Raw genomic sequence first — 19,789 nt, forward strand, 5'->3', positions numbered from 1 at the left:
TGATCTTGTCGGGTTTGGCTAAGTAAACTCCTTTAAGGGTGCACAAAAGCTAATATGCATTATTTGACTGGACCTCGTGCTATCTCGCCATTTGCTTGACGGTATTGCAATGCGAGATAAGGCATTAACCTTAAATGATAATCAATATCTTCACGAATTGATCAAAATGATTTAGTGTTGATGGCTTTATCGGCGATTTTGTCTAAAACGGTTTACTTCAATAATTGGGACGAAAAAATGACATGGCAATGCTTGGATTGTTGAAGTCGATTGATAATGCGCATGAAATAAATGTGCAGAAGCAGACGATATTGGAATTGAATGGTATTCGAGGATTTGCATGTCTTCTTATCTTTCTTTTCCACTGCCGCGTGATGTCTGGGAGTCCTGACATAAGGCCCGATCTAGGTGTCTTGTATTTACTGCCACTCCATGGAGCTTATGCTGTTGATTTGTTCTTTGTCTTGTCAGGTTTTTTTATTATTTTACCATATGCCAAGGCAGGGTATACAGAGACGATCAATTTTTCTTATCTCCAATATTATAAGAAGAAAATTGTTAGAATATTTCCCCCATATTACCTTAACTTGTTGGTAATGTTTGGGATGGTAGTGCCAGTGTTTATTGGCCAGGATTTTTTGTTTTCTAAAAATGGTTTGCAGATGTTGTTGGTTCATATGTCATTTATGCAATATCTGTTTCCGGCGACATCTGCTTCCCTGGGTATTAATGGAGCATTGTGGACTTTGTCCATCACTTTTCAGTTTTTCTTGGTTTTTCCGTTTATCAAACAGTTGTTCGTGAAGCGGTGTGCAGAGATATACTTGGTAATATTCGTCGTGATCTCGCTTGTTTGGCGGTATTTTTCGTTGCACAGTCACGGCTTTGTTTATAGTGTTGCGATGAATTCGGTGGCAAAGTTTGGTGTTGATGACTTTACCATTCGCTTTTTTCTCTCAAACCAGTTGCCGGCACAGCTTGGCCATTTTGCAATAGGAATGTATCTTGGGAAACTGTACATCGCATACCTCAAAGGTGTATTCGTTCCTCGGAGGTGGGTATCGCCATTGATGTTGATCGGTTTTCTTTCAACTCTGTATTCTTTTCAAATCGCAAATCTGGCTGTTCCTCCGTGGTGGTACGTTTGGAGGCTTTGGCTTGGGTGTGGGTCCGGATGTCTTATCTACCTAGCGGTTATTGATGGTCCTGGTTGGATAAAGCATTTTTTCCGGAATCGGTATTTCGGTTATTTAGGAGACCTCTCATACGAGATATATTTGTGGCACTTGATGATACTTTATGTACTAATCAATACAATTCCTATGACATATTTCAGTGGTAACAGATTGTTCTGGCTCTGTGTGTTGGTAGGTGGCGGATTAACAATAACTGTAAGCCGATCTTCGGTAAAATTGTTAGTATGGTTTCGTCATCTTTGGCTGCATAAAGTGCCACATTGAAATCGTATTGAACCAAAATTGCTATGCGATACATTATTCGAAACTTCCGTAATTTCATTACAGCATTTTATACCGACCGGGCTTTGTTGTTACAATTGATCGGTAGGGATTTTAAAGAAAAATATCTTGGGTCCTATATGGGACTACTGTGGGCTTTTATCCAGCCTATGGTAACCATAGCAATTTTCTGGTTTGTCTTTGATGTTGGTTTTAAGGTCGCCCCGGTACAGGATTTTCCTTTTGTGCTCTGGCTTATTACCGGGATGATACCGTGGTTTTTTATAGCAGAAGCTCTTGGTAGTGGAACAAACGCCATCGTCGAGCACAGTTATCTGGTAAATAAAATAGTTTTCAGGGTGAGTATGCTACCTCTGATTAAGGTGGTTACTGCAACAATAGTTCATTTATTTTTTATCCTTGTTATTTTTTTATTTTTTTTCTTGTACCACATCGAAGTTACAGTTTTTGCTCTTCAGGTTATCTATTACTTGTTTGCCACCATTATCATCATGACTGGACTTTGTTGGATAACTTCAGCTCTAGTTGTTTTTTTAAAAGATGTTGGGCAGCTAGTGGCGATGTTTATCCAGATAGGTTTTTGGTTTACCCCAATTTTTTGGTCTGTTACGATTTTGCCTGAGAAATATCAAAAATGGGTAAAGTTAAACCCAATTTTTTATATTACTGAGGGATACAGAGATGCCTTTATCCATAAGGTTTGGTTCTGGGAGCATGTATCACAGTCCTTGTATTTTTGGTTTTTTGCCGTTGTAGTGTTTATGGGAGGGGCTCTCATTTTCACACGGTTACGTCCCCACTTCTCGGATGTGTTGTGATGAATTTGAACAGTATTGAGATATCGAATATTCACAAAACCTATAGGCTTTACAAAAATCCCGTGGATCGCCTTAAGGAATCGTTGCATCCTTTTAGAAAGCAATATCATAAAGAATTCCACGCCCTCAAAGATGTTTCTTTTGCAGTGCAGAAGGGTGAGACCGTGGGAATAATAGGGCGGAATGGGTCCGGTAAGTCGACACTCTTGAAAATAATCACCGGAGTTCTTACTCCCAGTGCAGGGAATGTTTCTGTAAACGGTAGAGTGTTGGCACTATTGGAGTTGGGATCGGGGTTCAACCCTGAGATCAGTGGTTTCGAGAATGTTTATTTTAATGGCGCATTAATGGGAGCGTCGAGGGGTGAAATTGATCAAAAGATAGATGACATACTGTCCTTTGCTGATATTGGAGACTTCATTCATCAGCCGGTAAAAACCTACTCGAGTGGTATGTATGTTCGGCTTGCTTTTGCTGTTATAGCCAACATGGATGCGGATGTGCTGATCATTGATGAAGCTCTTGCTGTTGGAGATGCGTTTTTCACCCAGAAGTGCATGAGGTTTCTAAGAAAGTTTAAAGAGAACGGCACGATTTTATTCGTTAGCCATGATACCTCGGCTGTCACCAATCTTTGTCATAGAGCAATATGGCTTGACCATGGGCAAATACGAGGAATAGGTTCAGCGAAGGAAATTTCTGAGGAATATCTTGAGGCTTGTTACGCCGAACGTCAGACAGTAACTAGTAGAAATGTCAAAAGTACGATCGGTGCAATAACGGAGAAAACAAAAGTCTTCCGCGACCAACGCCTTGATTTCATTAATCAGACCACTTTCCGCAATGATATTGAAATTTTTCGTTTTAATCCTGAAGCCAATTCTTTCGGATGTCGTGGTGGAGAGATTACAGACGTATTTCTAGGAGATAGCCTCGGCAACCCTCTACTGTGGGTTGTTGGAGGTGAGGCAGTTGTTTTGAAAGTAGCCGCGAAGGCACTTGGTCTCATCAGAAATCCGATTGTGGGTTTTGTCGTCAAAGATAAGCTTGGACAGACCTTGTTTGGAGACAACACCTACTTAAGTGCAATCAATGATGATATCAGCATTGATGCTGAGGAGACGTTCGAAGCTTCATTCTATTTTCAAATGCCGGTTATGCCGCAGGGCGATTACTCGGTTTGTGTCGCGCTTGCAGAAGGAACTCAGGAAAATCATATCCAACATCAATGGATTCATGATGCGCTTCTCTTTAAATCCCATTCGAGCTCTGTGGCAACTGGTCTTATTGGGATTCCCATGGAAAAAATAACATTAGCCCGGTCGTAGCCGGTTATTTACTCTACGACACAATACAGATGAAAACATTTCCCGTAGATATTGTTCAGACTGAAGCTGCTTTTGATATACCCGAAGATCTGTCAGACAATTCAGCCTGGATAGGTCATATCCCCTTCGCCATGTGGCTGGTTGAATTTATCCGTCCAGGTGTGGTTGTTGAACTTGGTACCCATTGTGGTGATTCTTACTTTGCGTTCTGTCAGAGTGCAAAGCGATATGCACCTGAGACCCGATTGTTTGCTGTTGATACTTGGGCTGGAGACAAACATGCAGGATATTACTCTTCGGAAATTTTTGATCGTGTCGAAGGCATCAGCGTAACAAAATATGGTGCCAATTCTGTTTTGTTGCGTAAGACCTTTGATATGGCTCTACATGATATCGAAGACAATAGTGTTGACCTGCTCCACATTGACGGCTTGCACACCTATGAAGCGGTAAAACATGATTTTGATAGTTGGTTTCCTAAATTAAGATCAGGAGCGGTTGTTCTTTTTCATGATACTGCCGTCAAGAGAGATGATTTTGGGGTTCACATACTTTGGGATGAAGTTAAGGATCTTTACCCTTCAATGAACTTCTTGCACAGCAGTGGGCTTGGAGTTCTCATTGTTGGTGAAAGTGAAAACCCAAGGGTACAGCGCTTAGCAGAACTTATTGTGTCTCAATCCTTCCAGGTCTTCGCCCAAAAGATGTTCTCAGCACTCGGGCATAAATGTGAACTTCTGAAAAAAAACAGAATGCTGGATGAAGCTATTAGCTATGCTGCTCATCTTGAGAAGGATCTGCAGGAAACGAAAGCACATTTCCAGAAGGATCTTCAGGAAGTGACTACTCACTTTCAGACCGACATTTCAGAATTGAAAACCTATGCCAGGCATCTTGAAACAGATGTGGTTGACCTGAAAACCCGTAATACCGATCTTGAAGACCTTTACGGCAAGGCCCTGAAATCCGAAAGGGAAGTGTCGGAGCAACTTGCGCTGACCGAAATAGAGCTTATTCGCTTAAAGGATGAAATTCATCGTATCTATGCAACGAAGATATGGCGGTATTCAACATTTTTACGCAAAATCAGGGCGTTTTCTTTTAAGGGCTGGAATCTTGATTTGCGTAGGGGGAATGCATTTTCTTATATCGGCGGGAATCTTAATCTCCTCACTTGGCTTAAGAAGAGCTGGTTTGGCAGAATCATCTATGGGCTGCGTGCCTATTATCTCAAATTGAAAGATGCTTGCTGTTCACTGGCATATGCAAAAGCAAATGTACCGGGTCTTAATCGATTGGCAGAGAGGAGGCCTTCTATAGTTCATCGGATGGTGCAGCCGATTAGTAGCGACAGCCTTCCTGAAATTGATCTCACAGCCGTTGTCTATAACAATTCAAGATGGTTAGAGACGTTTATCGAAAGTCTAGTAAATCAGGATTATCCAACCAGTCTCATTCATCTCTTCTTTGTCGATAACGGCTCCACGGACCATTCGCTTGCCGATCTTAAAAAGTTGCAGCTGAAATACAATGATCGGTTTCGCCAATTTTCCATTATAGAGAACAGGAATGTCGGATTCGGAGCCGGACATGACTCTGCGATCAGAGAAGGCAGTTCACCATTCGTTCTAGCCGCCAATATCGACATGGAATTTCAAGAGGATTCTCTCGTCAATGCTATACGTTATGCTGTTTCCGATGCTAACGACACTGCTTCATGGGAGTTCAGGCAAAAGCCTTATGAGCACCCTAAGTATTATGATCCGGTGACCTTGGAGACGTCATGGTCATCACATGCCTGTATCCTGATGCGTCGGTCCGCATACGAAAAGGTTGGGGGGTATGAAAAACGGATCTTCATGTATGGAGAGGATGTTGAACTGTCCTACAGGTTTCGAGACAATGGTTACCGAATCAAATATTTGCCCGCTGCAACTGTAAACCATTATACGTATGAGGCTGCAGGTGAGGTTAAGCCCATGCAGTTTATCGGGAGTACCCAAGCCAACGCCCTTATCCGTTTCCGCTATGGTTCTTTTTATGACAAGCTTGTTGTTTTTCCATTACAACTAGCTGTGATTTTCAGGGGGGCGGGTTTTCCTGATAGTCGACTTCTTGCCTTGAAGAATCAGTTGGAAATTTTAAAAAAACTGCCATTTTTCTGGAAGATTTCTCAAGGAGATCTTTTCTCTTTTTACGGTTTTGACTATGAGAAAATACGTGACGGTAGCTTTTATAGTCCTAAACCTTTGCCTATCGACAAGCCACTGGTCAGTATTATTACCCGAACATACCGGGGGCGGGAACGATTGCTAGGGGAGGCGATAGCTTCTGTTATCAACCAGACATATTCCGAGGTTGAGCATATCATAGTGGAGGATGGTGGCAACACCATGCAGTCTCTTATTGATGAGGTGAGCGGACGGTATCCAGAGAGGAAATTTTCGTATGCTGCTTTGCCGAAAAATGGGCGCTCATTTGCGGGAAATGCGGGGATGGAGATGGCAGCAGGGAAGTATCTGCTCTTCCTTGATGATGATGATCTCCTCTTTGCCGACCATATAGAGACGCTGGTTGCAGAGCTTGAGGCTGACGATGGTGTGCAGGCAGCCTACTCCCTTGCCTGGGAAGTTGAAACTTCTTTTCAGGATAATGGCGATTATTATGAGCACAGTCATACTACATCGCAGTTGTTTTTCCAGGAGTTTGACCGTGAACTCCTGATGATTCACAACTATATCCCTATCCAGTCGATATTGTTTCACCGGTCTCTTTTTGAGAAATTCGGTGGATTTCACCTCGATATGGAATATCTCGAAGACTGGAATCTCTGGTCGAGATATGCGATGAATTCGACCTTCAAGTTTGTTCCGAAAACGACTTCTCTGTATCGTACTCCGCACAATGTTGCTGCTCGAATCAACCGTAAAAAACATTTTGATAAAGCTTATGCAGATGCGGTAGAGCGTCAGAAACAAGACGCAGCACGTTATGGTATAAAAGGTGTTGCCACAGAACCAGAAGTGAAGAACTGAGCAATGGCGTTGTTGACACCACAACATTTACGTGGCCATCTCCCCTCGCTGAACTCGCTCCGAGGGGTTGCTGTACTGCTTGTGTACTTGTTCCATGCAGACGTTCCTGGATTTACTGGTGGATTTATCGGTGTTGATATCTTTTTTGTCCTGAGTGGATTTCTCATAACCATCCTTCTTCTGCAAGAATATCAAACTACAGGAACAATTTTTTTCAAAAACTTCTATATGCGCAGAATTTTGCGACTCTTTCCTGCGCTTTGTCTGCTTCTCATTGTTTTTGTTATCTTCAGCTTATTTTTTTTCCCTACTGCGGCTGAAAAGCTTTTCCATATTGAAGATGCTTTCCTGACCCTCTTCTATATCTCCAACTGGACACGTGCCTTTGATTTGGGTCGCCCTGTGGTGCTCGGGCATTGCTGGTCGCTTTCAATAGAAGAGCAATTCTATATTTTCTGGCCGCTCCTTTTGTACTTTCTCATGCGTTTTACTCCTTCGCTGCGGGCATTGTCCATTACGGTGCTGTTGCTGATTTCCTGGGGGTGGCGGCTATGGTTATTAGATAATGATGCCAGCTGGAGTCGACTCTATAACGGCTTCGACACACGTGCCGATATGCTGCTTGCAGGGTGTCTTCTCGCGTCATTGTGGAATGCAGGGTATCTCAATTTCTGGAAAACGCGGGCCAAAGTACGCAAAATTGCCGTTGGTATGGCAGCTATTGTGTTGCTCTTAAGCCCCCTGATATGCAATTGGCAGACAGGGGCCCTCTACCGCTATCAATATGGTCTTATTGCACTGGCCTCTGCGGTGGTCATTCTTGACTGTGTATCAGGCCCTGGTGTGTTAATAAGGGCACTGGAGTTTGCGCCTTTGGTGTGGTTGGGCAAGGTGTCTTATGGCTTTTATCTCTGGCATTACCCGATAATTCATATTGTTGGGGCAACCAGCCAGCTGAATCGACTCCAGTTTGTTGCGACGACGTTTAGTCTAACACTCATCTGTACCGTCATCTCGTGGTACGGATTGGAAAGTGTTGTGCAAAGAAAATATAAAACCAGATACCGGTTGCGCGGGGCCTAGTGATATTGCTTGAAAGGGCTCCGCTTAGAAATGCTATGTATCGATAAAGAGATAATTCATCTTCATCAGAGTAAGCAACAGCAAATGGATGTGTCCATCATCATCATAAATTACAACACTCGCGAATTGACCCACGCATGCTTGCAGTCGGTATACGCAGAGACAGCAGGGCTACGTTTTGAGGTGATAGTTATAGATAATGCATCCGTCGATGGGTCCAGGGAGTTTCTCTCTTCTCTAACTTTTAAGAATTATCGTTACTGCTATAATGATGAAAATTTAGGGTTTTCCCGCGCAAATAATCAAGCTGCGGCGATGGCAGCAGGCAACTATCTGTTCTTTATGAATTCCGATATGATTTTCCTGAACAATGTTCCTTTGATACTCAAAGAACACATGGAACGACATTCTGAAGTTGGAATTCTTGGCCCCTGCTTTCGTAACCCTGATATGACACTTCAGATTTCATGCCGAAATTTCCCGAGTCTTGTATTTGGTTGTCTCAAATTTTTTCCATTTTTAAAGCTATTCTTGTCACGCGAGGCCACTGAGTATTATCAAAAGGAAAGAGATTATTCCAGCGTTCAGGAAGTAGATACGGTTTCGGCCGGTGCGCTCTTTATCCGTCGGCAACTATTCGAAACTATAGGTCGATTTGATGAGTTTAGCTTTATGTACGCTGAGGACGCGGATATCTGCAGACAAGTCCGTGATCGCGGTCTGCTAGTTGTTTTTCAACCTGCCGCACAACTGGTGCACTACGGTGGTCAGAGCAGTCAGCTGAATTCCTCGAAGGCAATATGGTCCTACTATTTTGCCTTCTATCACCTGTACAAGAAATACTATTTTGGTCGACTCGCCATAATGGTAAAGCCCTTATTTCTGTTGAGGGCGGTAGTTGCACTGGCTGCCAATATGGTGCGAAAGGACAAGCGTATTACCTGGCAAGACAAATGAAAGAAGTGGAGCTATTGGAATGAGGATTCTGTTAACCGGGGCCAGCGGCTTTGTCGGACGACACCTTCTTCCTGCTTTGCTTGACCAGGGCCATGATCTTGTTTGCTCTTTCAGGTCGACAACATTTGAGCGAGATCGGAAGCGATGTGTTGATGTCAATCCAGTAGTTTTCCCGATCATTGATCACAATACTGATTGGCGGCAGGCATTACAGCAGGTGGGTGTCGTTGCTCATATAGCTGGAATGGCACACATTCGCACCAAAGGTCCTTTTGATCTGTACGATCAGTTTCTGCAAAGCAATACCTTGTTGACGGTCAACTTGGCCCGGCAAGCAGCGGAGAGTGGCGTGAAACGTTTCATCTTTCTGAGCACTATTGGGGTAAATGGAAGTTGTAACATTGGGATGCGTCCTTTTAGGGAAACAGACGAACCGGGCCCCAATAACAGTTATTGTTTGACCAAGCTGAAAGCGGAACAGGAGTTGCGACAGATTGAGGCCGAAACTGGTATGGAGGTTGTGATACTTCGGCCGCCTTTGGTTTATGGTCCCCATGTCAGAGCGAATTTTCTGAGCTTGATGAACATCATTCACAGAGGCATCCCGATGCCTTTTGCCAACGTGAACAATTCTAAAAGCTTTATCAGTATTGGGAATCTTGTCGATGCGATTATGACGTGCCTTGCGCATACCAATGCTGCGGGCCAGACATTTCTTGTTTGTGACAATGAAGCAATTTCCACCCCTGAGCTCATACGAATGATTGCAGCAGCGATGGGGAAAAGAGCAACACTTTTTCCCATGCCAAAAGCCTTCGTCAACTTGCTCTGCAGAATGCTTGGAAAAGAACGGCTCTATGAGCAGCTATGGGGAACGCTCCGCATTGACTCTGGCCATATTCGTGAGAGATTGCAATGGGCCCCAAAGATATCTTTACAACAGGGGTTGAGCCAGTCGGTAGAATGGTATCTGCAAAAGCAAGGTTGACCTGAGATGAGTATATGACTGACAGAATGGCACAGGTATATTCCTGTCATGCTGCCAGCCATCTGACACTACCGGGTTAGCGGGTAAACGCCTGGAGATTGGCAAGGGACTGAACGTGCAGGAGAATCAAGCCTAAGAGCCCGTTGCGCACCCACTTGGCAAGTGTTGCATCGTCAAGCGCATTGACCTTTCCCATATCCACAATCCTGAATAGTTCGACAGACACCGTCTGTCCATCTTGCTCGACGTTGATTGACTGGGGGATCAAGACATCTTTTTCTGCCAATTCACGACAAAGAAGCTGGGTAACATGAAGCTCCTGTTGAAAGGTTTCCAAAAATTTCAGGGCGTTTTGCCCGATACTGGTCATTTCCCCATTTGCTGTAAACATGATATCTCCCTGCTCTGCTGCAAAATGGGGGGCGTCCCTATCGATACAAAGAGCATACCTCGTCTCTTCATTTTCCTTGCCTTCTTCCGATGCCACTTTGGCAAGAACAAATGGATAACGTCTGATGTGTGCTGGTATGTATGGCACCGACCAACTACCGTCTTCCTGAATATACTGGTTGATCTGCTGAATGAGAGTAAACATTGCCATGGGGGTCGAATCATCTTTCGGGAAGACAATGGCATAATGCCTGCTGGCCTGCAAAAATTCTGAAGCACTCAGCGGTGCATGCAGAACTTTACGTGCAAAGTCAAAATCCTGAATGGCGTTATATCGCAGATCAAGGTGAGTTTCCTGGCTTAATGGCTCTATTTTTGTAAACATGTTTCCTACGTTTTTCTGGTTGAAATAATTGAAAATGCCGTCCCGATAGATTTGTCCCTTTGAGAGCGGTCACCGGTTGGCGCTCAAAATATAGAGAACATCTACAATACTTCTTTTTGCCTGTTTTTCAATGTCGATGGATTCGTAAACAGGACGTTCTATCTCGTTTCCAGCCTTTCATGTCAATCGAACGTATTCTATAGCCCATTTGTAGGATAAGGCAGACTTTTTACGAGATCATTACCGCTAGCTCGGTAAAGAGGTGCAGGTTATTCAGATTCTTCACGTAGAGTGTAGAATACTCTACTTTGGCAAAGAGAATTATCTCTGGATATTTCTGCTGCCCTGCGATATCACCATAGATGAGAGAAGCCTTCATGACAGGCAGGAAACAATGAATGTGGGGAAGGGCAATGGAGAAAAGAATTATATCGGCAACGTCAGCAATAAATATGACAACCGCAATTTCTGCAAAGTACGATTGGCTCGACGGTGTTTGTACTCTCACCTCCAGTAGTGGTAAATACGCCACTGGTGCCTTGCTATATGGTGGACAATATATCCTTACAGCCGCGCATCTCTTTGATGTCGGAACGTCAGCAACAACAGGGGCTGATTTCGTCCTCGATTCCTCTGAATATACTGCTGCGTTTTGGGCGGGAGGAGTGAAATATGAATTGGAAACAGATACGGCGATAGTTCATGGTGCATATCGTGAAGACTCGTTTCAACATGACATTGCCTTGGTCAGACTGAAGACCGTAGCCGATGCGACCATAAGCCGTTATGAGTTGTACACCCATACCGACGAAAAGGGGCAAAATTTCATCAAGGTTGGCAGCGGCCAGGGCGGAGACGGTACAAGCGGAGCCACTGCTGAAAGTGATCTCGGCCAGCGCTACGGCTACAATACCTTCGATGCCACAGGCACGGTCTTTACCAGACCAGGGCTTGCCGACCTTGCCAGCAGCAGCATACTTGCGTTTGACTTTGATGATGGACAGTCTTCCCATGACTTCTTTGGGTTAAATCATGGCATTGTTCATCTCGGCCTTGGCGATCGCGAAGCAAACACAGCTCCAGGAGATTCCGGTGGTCCCGGTTTTATCAATGGCAAAATCGCCTCAATTACCACCGGCGGTCTCTCACCTGCCTTGGTGACAGGGTATATAAATACCGATGTTTCTCCAGATACAGATTCAAGTTTTGGCGAACTGTCTCTGGATGCCAGGGTATCGCAATATATTGACTGGGTCGAAGGCATAGTCGGCAAACAGGTGACAGCAATCCGGGCTGGTTACGAAAGGGGGGTCGATGTCGCCTACTATCTCGAAGAAAAGCTCGGACAGTTGCGGAGTATCGATCCTGACACCTGGCATAATAAAACCATCCAGGATGTGGACATGGCCCTTCAGGCGGCTGGAATGTCCGCCACTGATCACTATTATCTCTATGGCTGGCAGGAAGGGCTGAACCCCAATAGTTATTTTGATAGCGAGGAATATGTGGTCGGCAAGGTTCGTCAGCTAAACAGCAACGACACACTCGGAAAGACCGATTGGAGAATTGAAGATTTCAACGCTGCCTGGCAGTTAAACCCCTATGAGCACTATCGTAGCTATGGGCTTATTGAGGGACTCAACCCATCGAACCGGTTAGACAGCTCTGCCTATCTGACAGCGAAAGAGGCTATCACACCGGGATATACCGGGCCGGAGATCGTCCAGGCCTTTATTGACAGTGGCCTTTCTGTCATCGATCACTATTTTCTCTACGGTATTCTTGAAGATATCGTCCCTGAAAATGTTGCTGTGCTCGGGGTGGATTATAGCACTGCGCTCGAGTCGGGACTCTTTTAAGGAGTCTCAGGCCCATAACGAGGAATCCTGAAAAAGGTGTCGAAATCGTTAGGCAGGTAGGATTTTTCCCGCTAAGCTTCGCAGTTCCGTCTCATCCATCTGATTTTTAGTCGCAAGTACCCACAGATCAAATGCCGGCGGTCGACGTTTACCGGCCACCGAAATGAAGCCATTGGCTTTCAAGGTACCAATAAGCACTGTAAGCGTGAAGCCGCAATGGTGTGCCATAAAGGGATTATCACGTCTGGTGAACTGTCGATGCGAATAGACGATGTCAAATGGGGTCACAGGCCCGGCTGGCGAGGTATACGCCACTTCCATCAGCTTGTCGTCACTTATCATCTGTGCCGCTGCCTGTAAATCGGGGCAGGTGATGACCGCATAGCCTTCTGGTTTCAATACTCTCAGAAACTCCTGTATTGCTTTGGGAATCTCACTGGGATAAAGATGCTCGATGTTATGGCTTGAGTATATAGCATCGATGCTCTCACTCTGTACTGCAGACATGTCGAGCATGGTGCCGAGAATATCAGGTGTATTAGCAGGATCGATATCAAGACGAACTACCCGCCAGTCAGAGGAATGAAAGAAGGCAGGGACCTTCGCACCACTTTTTGGGTGTCCTGCACCGACATTTAATAGGGTTTTCTTGCTCGATGTTGTAGCTGATAGTTCTGCTTGCTGCTCTTTTTCCATAATGGTGTGATAGAGATCCTTGAGAGTTTCTTCAAAACTGCGTGTAAAGGTGACGACATCGCAAAGCGATGATTGCGCCATCATGCGGCGTAGGTTTTGGCGCAAATGCAACAGCTTTTGATGGTCGTTCGCCAATGCGGCAGCAATACCTACATAGTCGGTGGCATCCTTGGCCGCAAGTTCGGTGAGGCCGATGGCTGAGAGAAAGGCAAAGGTCTGTCTGCTTACCACTCTGTTTTGCGGCCAGGTGATCACCGGTACACCCATCCATAACGCTTCGCAACTGGTCAGGCCACCAGTAAAGGGAAAGGGATCGAGGGCTATATCAATGTCTGCATATTCTCTTAACAGTTGGGCATGAAAGCTCGGACCACGCAACTCAATCCGGTCAGTGGAAATACCGCGCTGAAGAAAACATTGCGTTACCTGTTGTCGAAAATTTTCGTCATTGAACGTTCGCCATTTGAGGATGAGGCGTGAACCTGGGACAGCTAGCAGTATATCTGTCCATAGTTCATAGACGATCTCATTGAATTTAGATGTGTTATTAAAGCAGCCGAAGGTGATGTGGCCATTATGCTGAAAGGGGGCTGGAGAAATTTTGGAAGAAGCCCACGATACAGGCGTGTAACAGAAACGACCTTGAGGCAGGCGGACGATAGGCTCCAGAAATTGTGACTCAGTGCCTGGCGGTGCATGGTATTCGTCTAGCAGCACGGCATCGATATATTCGAGCCCTGTTGTGGCAAAGTATCCAAGCCAGCTGATCATCACAGGTGCCGGTCGATGAGCGAACATTGTCAAGCGTGATCCAGCCGTATGGCCGGAGAGATCGATGAGAATATCGATATTGTCGAGCTCAATACGTTGGGCCAGGGCAGTGTCATCGAAAGTTGTCACATCGCGAAAGTTGCTGACATCTCGGATTGCTGTGGTGACCCAATCGTGGACATGGCCCGCGCTGTAGGTGTAGATGTTCAAGTGATGGTTATCATGGGTTGCGAGCACATCTTTTATAAACAACCCTACAGTATGTTGGCAAAAGTCAGCAGAAACATAACCAAGGCGTAATGGACGAGAAGAGGCATGGCGAAATGCGGGTCGCGATCGGCGACCACCTGCCAGGCCAATAGCCCAAAGACCCCAATCACGAGCATGTTGTAGCCTTGCTGTATCGGATATCTGCGGATCATATTCGAGACTGATTAAGAGATTTCTACGAACAATGGGATGAGATGGCAGCTTTTCCAACAGTTCTTGATAGGATTGACGAGAAACCTCATGATTCGTCTTTGCGCTCTGCAGATTTGCAAGGTTGACGAGGGCCCGCAGGTCATGGGGGCCAAGGTTCAAGGAACGATCGAAACACTGTTGGGCATCAGTAAGAAACCCGGAGGACATGAGTATCGAGCCGACATCGAGCAAGGTTGCAATATCAGAATGCTGAGTGTCCATAATTTGGCGGCAAATGAACTGCATCTTTGCAAAGTCGCCAATCTGTGCGGCAGCTTGAGCCTGCTGTAATAGGCTGATCATTGGGAGGGCACACCGGTTAGCAGATATTGGAGTAAAGAAATTGTTACAGCGTGAATGAGACTACCCTGATAAAACGAACATCTCAACGGAAAAGGCAAATATTGAACGTTTTATGATTGTGAGAGAATTAAGATAGCGGGGGAGATGGGCGGATTGAAGGCCTCGAAAACAGGGGATAAAATTGTAAAGAAATGTCTACGAGTAGAAGAAGTTAAATCTGACCCCTTTTTTGCTATCAGGCTACTTGCTGGAAAGATCATTAATCTTGATGGATATCTGGTGCAGTTGGCAGTTTGCTGACGATTTCTCAATTGAAATATAAGTTGCCGACGAGGAACACAGGAGTCGGAGGAATCGATAGCAGGGAAAAAGTGTACTTTTACCTTGGATTGGAAGCTTACTTAATGACAAGTGATTTTTATAATGATGACCTTTTTTTGCTCGGATGTGGAAGTTCATGCCAGGTGGTGCTGGAGAACGGAAGGAAGACCCTGCCTTCAGCCGATTCTTGAAAAGGGTATAGTAAATAGTATCGGTACATTATTCAACAAGAATAAACCCCACACCTCTTGCGAAGGGTGGGGTTAAAATTACACAACGACCCAGTTGTTGCATCGCCTGTGATAACAAGTTTCACGTTTAACTGGGTCGTTGATTTAGCTACCTATTTAAAGAGAAGCAAATATTTTCTACTACAAGCTGAATTACACAACTGTCAAATCTGCTACACCAAAGTCAGTTGTCCCTGCCAGTTTAATAACCATGTCAGTCGCTGCTTGGAAGCCAGCTGTGACGTCGTTGATTACCAAATACGTGCCAGCGGCATCGCCGGTAGAGAAAACCACCTTCGCAGCATGGATATTGCCAGCACCTGTAGCAGATGCCGCCAATCTACCTGTAGCTGCGGCCAAATCGGTAGTTAAAGCTGTATAAACATCAGAGATTGTCGCCACTGATGTTGCGTTAGTAACCGTGGAACCAAAGGCTGCAAGCGTGCTTCCTGCCGCAAGGTTAATACCAGCAAGGCCACCAGCAGTGATAGTTGACGCCGTTGCAGAGTTATCGCCAGCAGTCAACTGGACCTTATCGACACCAGTTACAAAGTTCGTAATTGTGTCAACATTTGCACCAGTAGCACCCACTGCCGTGTTTGCAATACCATAAATAACGGTATCAACACCGGCAGATCCTGTCAGGTCGATAGAATCAGCACCTGCTGCACCGGTAACACTATTAGCGGTTGATCCAGTACCCACCGAAATCGTATCCACTGCTGAACCACCGGTGATTGTGTCAATACCCGAACCACCGGTAATGGTATTTGCTGCAGTGGAACTACCGGTCAAGGTGTTGGTTCCAGCCGTTTCGGTGATTGTGACCTTGCCAAGTGAAGCTGCAAAGTTCAAGGTGTCATTACCCGTTGCTGAACCCAATACAGTAGCGTCAGTGGTCAGTGCTGCGGAAGTGAAGGTCACCGCACCTTTGGTGATACCGCTAGCATCTAATGTATGCAATGCAGTCCCAGTATGTGTCAGAGCCAGACCATTGTTACCCGCCACCTTGATGGTGGTTGCTGCTGCATCGGTCAGGGTCAGTGTGGCCAACTGAGCAGCGAACGCTGTAGCCGTGTCATTTGTGGTGAGATTGACAGTTTCTACACCCGGGGTTGCTAAAGCACCGAATACGCGTGCACCGCCACTTAAATCACCCTTCATAATGAAGTTGATGGTATCTGATGCGCCAGTGAGGGCGTTGGTGGTGATGCTGGTACCTGCAGCACCGTAGGTGCTCTGAATCGTGTTACCGGTTGCTACGCCATTAAGTACCTGCGCTGCAGTGGCAGACACCATATTGATTTGGGTGAATGTACCCATACCAGAGACATCAATGGTTGAGGCGCTCTGAGTGGTGATGTCGAGTGTCTCAAAACCCGTAACTGCTGCCTTGAATGCAGTCTGAACTGCACCAGCGGTAGAAAGCGTGACAGCATCGGCATTGCTCAGTTTCAGAACATCAGTTCCATCACCACCAGCGATCGAACCGCCTGTACCCAGAGCTGTTACACTGAGATTAGCAATGTCATTCCCTCCACCTAAAGCGATTGCTTTGGTGGTTGCACCGACGGTTACAACATCCTCCCCGGCACCACCCGTATAGGCTACACCAGTTCCGATTGTAATAGTGTTTGCGCCGGTCTTGACACCGCTTGCAGGAGCCACAGCGGTGGAGGCGGAAGTGTCAACCGAGGTAAGGGTTGCTATTGCAGAGAGATCTACTGCCACACCGCCTGATCCCTTGACGGTCACAGCTTGAAGTGCCGCATTACCGCCACCAGCGGTAAGGGTCAAAAGACCGGTGCCATCGACCGTCATGGTTTTGGCGGTTGCAGCGACTACAGCAGCAGTAGTTGCAGCATCAGCCTTGACGGTTACATCTGCAGCCTTGGCCACGGTCAGGGTGCCAAAGTTCTGTGCGCCAGTCACGTTCAGAGTGGCGCTGGTTGCTTGGGCATCAGTCAGGCCACCTTGAGCGGTCGTCCCACTGGCATTGATGGTCAATGCGCGGGTTGCGGCGGCAGCGGTTACGGTCGTGAGACCGGCAACGGCATTCAAGTTAACGGTGTTAATCGCATTACCGGTAAGCGTTGCAGCACCTGATGCTTTTTGAATGGTAATATTATTCAGGATTGAGCCAGTGTCTGCAGCTGTAGTTGATTTGTCAGTGACAGCCACAGTTGTGAAAGTGCCAGTTCCGGTAGCCTTAGCTGTGACATCCGTTGCACTGTTCAGCGTGATAGCAATTGCCGCAGCGGTCATATCAACTGCTGCACTGGCATCGGTGTAACTGAAATTCTTGATACCTGTTGCTATGCTGGTATCTGTAACGGTCAGTGCACCAGTTCCAGTTCCACCAGAGGCTGCTTGCGCGATGTTGATTTTTTCAACATTCGAGATCGTCACGGAGGACGGCAATGCAAAATTTGCTGCAGCACTCGCAGAGATATTCAATGTATCTGTGCCATTACCACCATTGATGGAATCAAATGCATTCAATGTTGTGGTGGTGGCAGAAGCAGTGATGGTACCGTTTATGGTATCGTCGTTCGCCGTACCAGTGATGGCATCTACACCAGTAGTAAGCGTGAACGTATCACCCGGAGTGCCGGCAGGGGTATCGTCAACCTTCTCGTCGTCGGGGACTACTGTTACGGGAATACCCTCGGCCTGACCATACATTTCATAGTGGCCTAACGCGGTCAAACCTGCAGCTTTAAAATATGCCTGTAAATCGGCAACAGTCTTGCCTGCCCATTCGGGTGAGGTTGCAGGGTCAGCTTGCAGCGCAGCAAGTTTTGATGCGTAATATGAAGAGACGTCAAAACTATTTGATGGGTTTACGTTCTCAGCATCGCCGTACGCCAGATAGTGCTGATAAGGGTCTGCAGTCCAAGCGGCTTGGAAAGCTGCTTTAGCAGCATCGATAGAGACATACAAGCCTGCATTGAAAAGAGAAGTGGCTTTAGCAAGAGTATACTGTGATGGATTGAAGTAAGCATTAGGAGCAAGTCCTTCTTGCCATCCCCATGCTTCATAGTGAGACTCTGGGGTGTATCCGGCATTAGCCAGAAATGTATTAAGATCTGTGGTAGTTTTGGTTGCCCATTCCGGGTAGGTGGCTTGTAAAGCCGTGAGTTTAGCCGAAAGGTAATAACTTTGATCGAATCCTTGTAAGGCCATGAATCCTTCCTCCTGTTCACATAACACGTGTTAATAATAGCGGGACATCCGCTTTCCAGTACTGGAAACAACTTCTTTTTGTAACTTATGCTTTTACCTCAATACCAATTATCTGAAGTAACAAGCATTGTCAAGGTATTTAAGAGAAATAGTACTGCTTGTTTGACATAAAAAACATATTTCAAAGGGTTTCCCTCAGTGAATGGTCGAGATTTAATAAAATTGGTTCAGCAATATATTGGAGAAACGTCCTTTTTTCTGTAGTGATAAAACTGGTTGCGGTCATACCGGGCGAAAGCGTGACCTTGTTTTTTTCAAGGTCTTTTGGGTCGATTCTGATATGGATGATATACGATGGCATCTGGTAACCTTGCGGGGTTCTCTCCTCCACACTGTCAGCAGATATATACGAAACCTTACCAAGGAGAGGGGGAATGGTGATGCGATTAAAGGCACTGATCTGTACTCGTGCCTCCTGATCAATAAAGACCTTGGTAATCTGGTCCTGGCGGAGGCGACAGTCCACAATCAGGTCGGCATTTTCGGGCACGATATCGAGAATCGGGGCTCCTGGGGCGATTACTCCACCCTGTTCGGAATGGATATGAAGATTAAGCACGATACCGGTGACAGGGGCCGTGATGTCGAGGCGGTTTTCTGCATCAACCTGTGGACCAAGCTGTTTTCTTGTCTGAAAAATTTCATCGCTCACCTGGCCAAGGTTGGCTGAAGCGGTCTCCCTGTAAGAGTTTTCAAGCGAACGAATAGAGAAGTTGATCTCCTCTATCATCTCCCTGGATTCCGCAAGAACCTGGTTGAGGCTGGCCTTACGGCCTTTTCTCTCGGCAAGGTTGCGCTTGAGGGTCAGAACCTGGGCTTTATCGATATAGCGCTCGGTCATTAACTCTGATTTCGCCTTTATCTCCTCGGCAAGTGATAGCATGATTTCGGTATTGGCCTGCAGTTCATCCATTGTTCCCTGAATCTTCTGCTCGAGCTGACGGATGCGTGCCTTTTGAATGTTGATAGAACTCTCGAGCGACTTTCTGGTATCATCGAATTGATCTTTTTCCACCTGGATCAATTCCTCAATATCGTCAATTCCTTTCGGGAGATTATCAGGAATGATAATGCTGTCGCGAAAATCACGTTGGGCCTCAAGGCGTGCCGCTTCTATCATTTTGGCCGCCAATCTGCCCCGCAACAAGGCAACGTTTGAAGTGACCTGTGAACTCTTTAAGCGGATAAGTACATCACCTTTTTCCACCCGGTCACCTTCTCTGACAAAGATCTGGTCGACGATACCACCTTCCAGGTGCTGAACGGTTTTTCGTTCCTGCTTCACTTTTACTGTACCCGGAGCGATGACGGCACCGCTAAACGGCATAAAAGCTGAAACCCCGCCAAGACCGCCAAAAAAGATGGCGATGACAACCATTCCCGCGAATATAAGGTTTTTGGGGTTGGTATTGATACTAGGTGTTGCTGGTATAGACATC

At 46.0% G+C, this 19,789-nt stretch carries 13 protein-coding genes; 8 read left to right on the plus strand and 5 right to left on the minus strand.

The features are described 5' to 3' along the window. Positions 1-242 precede the first annotated feature (242 nt). The 7 genes from BUF15_RS21955 to BUF15_RS21985 are packed head-to-tail and all read left to right on the plus strand — an operon-like array spanning position 243 to position 9,687. Positions 243-1,460: an acyltransferase family protein gene (locus BUF15_RS21955; protein ID WP_073615865.1), complete on the plus strand. Its 1,218-nt coding sequence runs from the start codon at positions 243-245 to the stop codon at positions 1,458-1,460. 23 nt (positions 1,461-1,483) lie between these two features. Beyond that, positions 1,484-2,296 (plus strand): ABC transporter permease, encoded by an 813-nt coding sequence (locus BUF15_RS21960; protein ID WP_073615866.1) that lies wholly within the window; start codon positions 1,484-1,486, stop codon positions 2,294-2,296. Positions 2,297-2,301: 5 nt separating this feature from the next. Further along, positions 2,302-3,624, plus strand: a complete 1,323-nt coding sequence (locus tag BUF15_RS21965) for an ABC transporter ATP-binding protein (RefSeq protein ID WP_407642643.1) — start codon at positions 2,302-2,304, stop codon at positions 3,622-3,624. 29 nt (positions 3,625-3,653) lie between these two features. Beyond that, positions 3,654-6,659: a glycosyltransferase gene (locus tag BUF15_RS21970; RefSeq protein WP_073615868.1), complete on the plus strand. Its 3,006-nt coding sequence runs from the start codon at positions 3,654-3,656 to the stop codon at positions 6,657-6,659. A gap of 3 nt (positions 6,660-6,662) precedes the next feature. After that, positions 6,663-7,742: an acyltransferase family protein gene (locus BUF15_RS21975; RefSeq protein ID WP_073615869.1), complete on the plus strand. Its 1,080-nt coding sequence runs from the start codon at positions 6,663-6,665 to the stop codon at positions 7,740-7,742. A gap of 9 nt (positions 7,743-7,751) precedes the next feature. Continuing rightward, the gene (locus BUF15_RS21980) at positions 7,752-8,699 is read left to right on the plus strand and encodes a glycosyltransferase family 2 protein (protein WP_143170831.1); all 948 of its coding nucleotides are present in this window, start codon (positions 7,752-7,754) and stop codon (positions 8,697-8,699) included. Positions 8,700-8,718: 19 nt separating this feature from the next. After that, complete coding sequence (locus BUF15_RS21985) at positions 8,719-9,687, plus strand: NAD-dependent epimerase/dehydratase family protein (RefSeq protein ID WP_073615871.1); 969 nt, start codon at positions 8,719-8,721, stop codon at positions 9,685-9,687. A 76-nt stretch (positions 9,688-9,763) separates the two neighbouring features. Here BUF15_RS21985 and BUF15_RS21990 read toward each other — a convergent pair whose 3' ends face one another. Then, positions 9,764-10,462: a SapC family protein gene (locus tag BUF15_RS21990; RefSeq protein WP_073615872.1), complete on the minus strand. Its 699-nt coding sequence runs from the start codon at positions 10,460-10,462 to the stop codon at positions 9,764-9,766. Between the two features lie 229 nt (positions 10,463-10,691). After that, positions 10,692-10,841 (minus strand): hypothetical protein, encoded by a 150-nt coding sequence (locus tag BUF15_RS27215; protein ID WP_159441351.1) that lies wholly within the window; start codon positions 10,839-10,841, stop codon positions 10,692-10,694. A 73-nt stretch (positions 10,842-10,914) separates the two neighbouring features. On the opposite strand from BUF15_RS27215, the gene BUF15_RS21995 reads away from it, so the two are divergent. Continuing rightward, positions 10,915-12,321 (plus strand): trypsin-like serine protease, encoded by a 1,407-nt coding sequence (locus BUF15_RS21995; protein WP_073615873.1) that lies wholly within the window; start codon positions 10,915-10,917, stop codon positions 12,319-12,321. A gap of 48 nt (positions 12,322-12,369) precedes the next feature. On the opposite strand, the gene BUF15_RS22000 is transcribed toward BUF15_RS21995, so the two are convergent. The 3 genes from BUF15_RS22000 to BUF15_RS22010 all read right to left on the minus strand — a co-directional run bounded on the left by BUF15_RS22000 (position 12,370) and on the right by BUF15_RS22010 (position 19,788). After that, complete coding sequence (locus tag BUF15_RS22000) at positions 12,370-14,553, minus strand: O-linked N-acetylglucosamine transferase family protein (protein ID WP_073615874.1); 2,184 nt, start codon at positions 14,551-14,553, stop codon at positions 12,370-12,372. Positions 14,554-15,257: 704 nt separating this feature from the next. Further along, positions 15,258-18,290, minus strand: coding sequence for a beta strand repeat-containing protein (locus tag BUF15_RS22005; RefSeq protein ID WP_073615875.1), 3,033 nt, complete (start codon positions 18,288-18,290; stop codon positions 15,258-15,260). A gap of 181 nt (positions 18,291-18,471) precedes the next feature. After that, complete coding sequence (locus tag BUF15_RS22010) at positions 18,472-19,788, minus strand: HlyD family type I secretion periplasmic adaptor subunit (protein WP_073615876.1); 1,317 nt, start codon at positions 19,786-19,788, stop codon at positions 18,472-18,474. Position 19,789: the final 1 nt, after the last annotated feature.

It is taken from the genome of Desulfopila aestuarii DSM 18488 (assembly GCF_900143695.1).
Classification (GTDB): Bacteria; Desulfobacterota; Desulfobulbia; order Desulfobulbales; family Desulfocapsaceae; genus Desulfopila; species Desulfopila aestuarii.

Coding starts and splice junctions, on each gene's coding strand:
- BUF15_RS21955 (WP_073615865.1), top strand. CDS start 243: ATGGCAATGCTTGGATTGTTGAAGTCGATTGATAATGCGCATGAAATA.
- BUF15_RS22005 (WP_073615875.1), bottom strand. CDS start 18,290: ATGGCCTTACAAGGATTCGATCAAAGTTATTACCTTTCGGCTAAACTC.
- BUF15_RS22010 (WP_073615876.1), bottom strand. CDS start 19,788: ATGTCTATACCAGCAACACCTAGTATCAATACCAACCCCAAAAACCTT.
- BUF15_RS21960 (WP_073615866.1), top strand. CDS start 1,484: ATGCGATACATTATTCGAAACTTCCGTAATTTCATTACAGCATTTTAT.
- BUF15_RS22000 (WP_073615874.1), bottom strand. CDS start 14,553: ATGATCAGCCTATTACAGCAGGCTCAAGCTGCCGCACAGATTGGCGAC.
- BUF15_RS21975 (WP_073615869.1), top strand. CDS start 6,663: ATGGCGTTGTTGACACCACAACATTTACGTGGCCATCTCCCCTCGCTG.
- BUF15_RS27215 (WP_159441351.1), bottom strand. CDS start 10,841: ATGAAGGCTTCTCTCATCTATGGTGATATCGCAGGGCAGCAGAAATAT.
- BUF15_RS21990 (WP_073615872.1), bottom strand. CDS start 10,462: ATGTTTACAAAAATAGAGCCATTAAGCCAGGAAACTCACCTTGATCTG.
- BUF15_RS21985 (WP_073615871.1), top strand. CDS start 8,719: ATGAGGATTCTGTTAACCGGGGCCAGCGGCTTTGTCGGACGACACCTT.
- BUF15_RS21970 (WP_073615868.1), top strand. CDS start 3,654: ATGAAAACATTTCCCGTAGATATTGTTCAGACTGAAGCTGCTTTTGAT.
- BUF15_RS21995 (WP_073615873.1), top strand. CDS start 10,915: ATGACAACCGCAATTTCTGCAAAGTACGATTGGCTCGACGGTGTTTGT.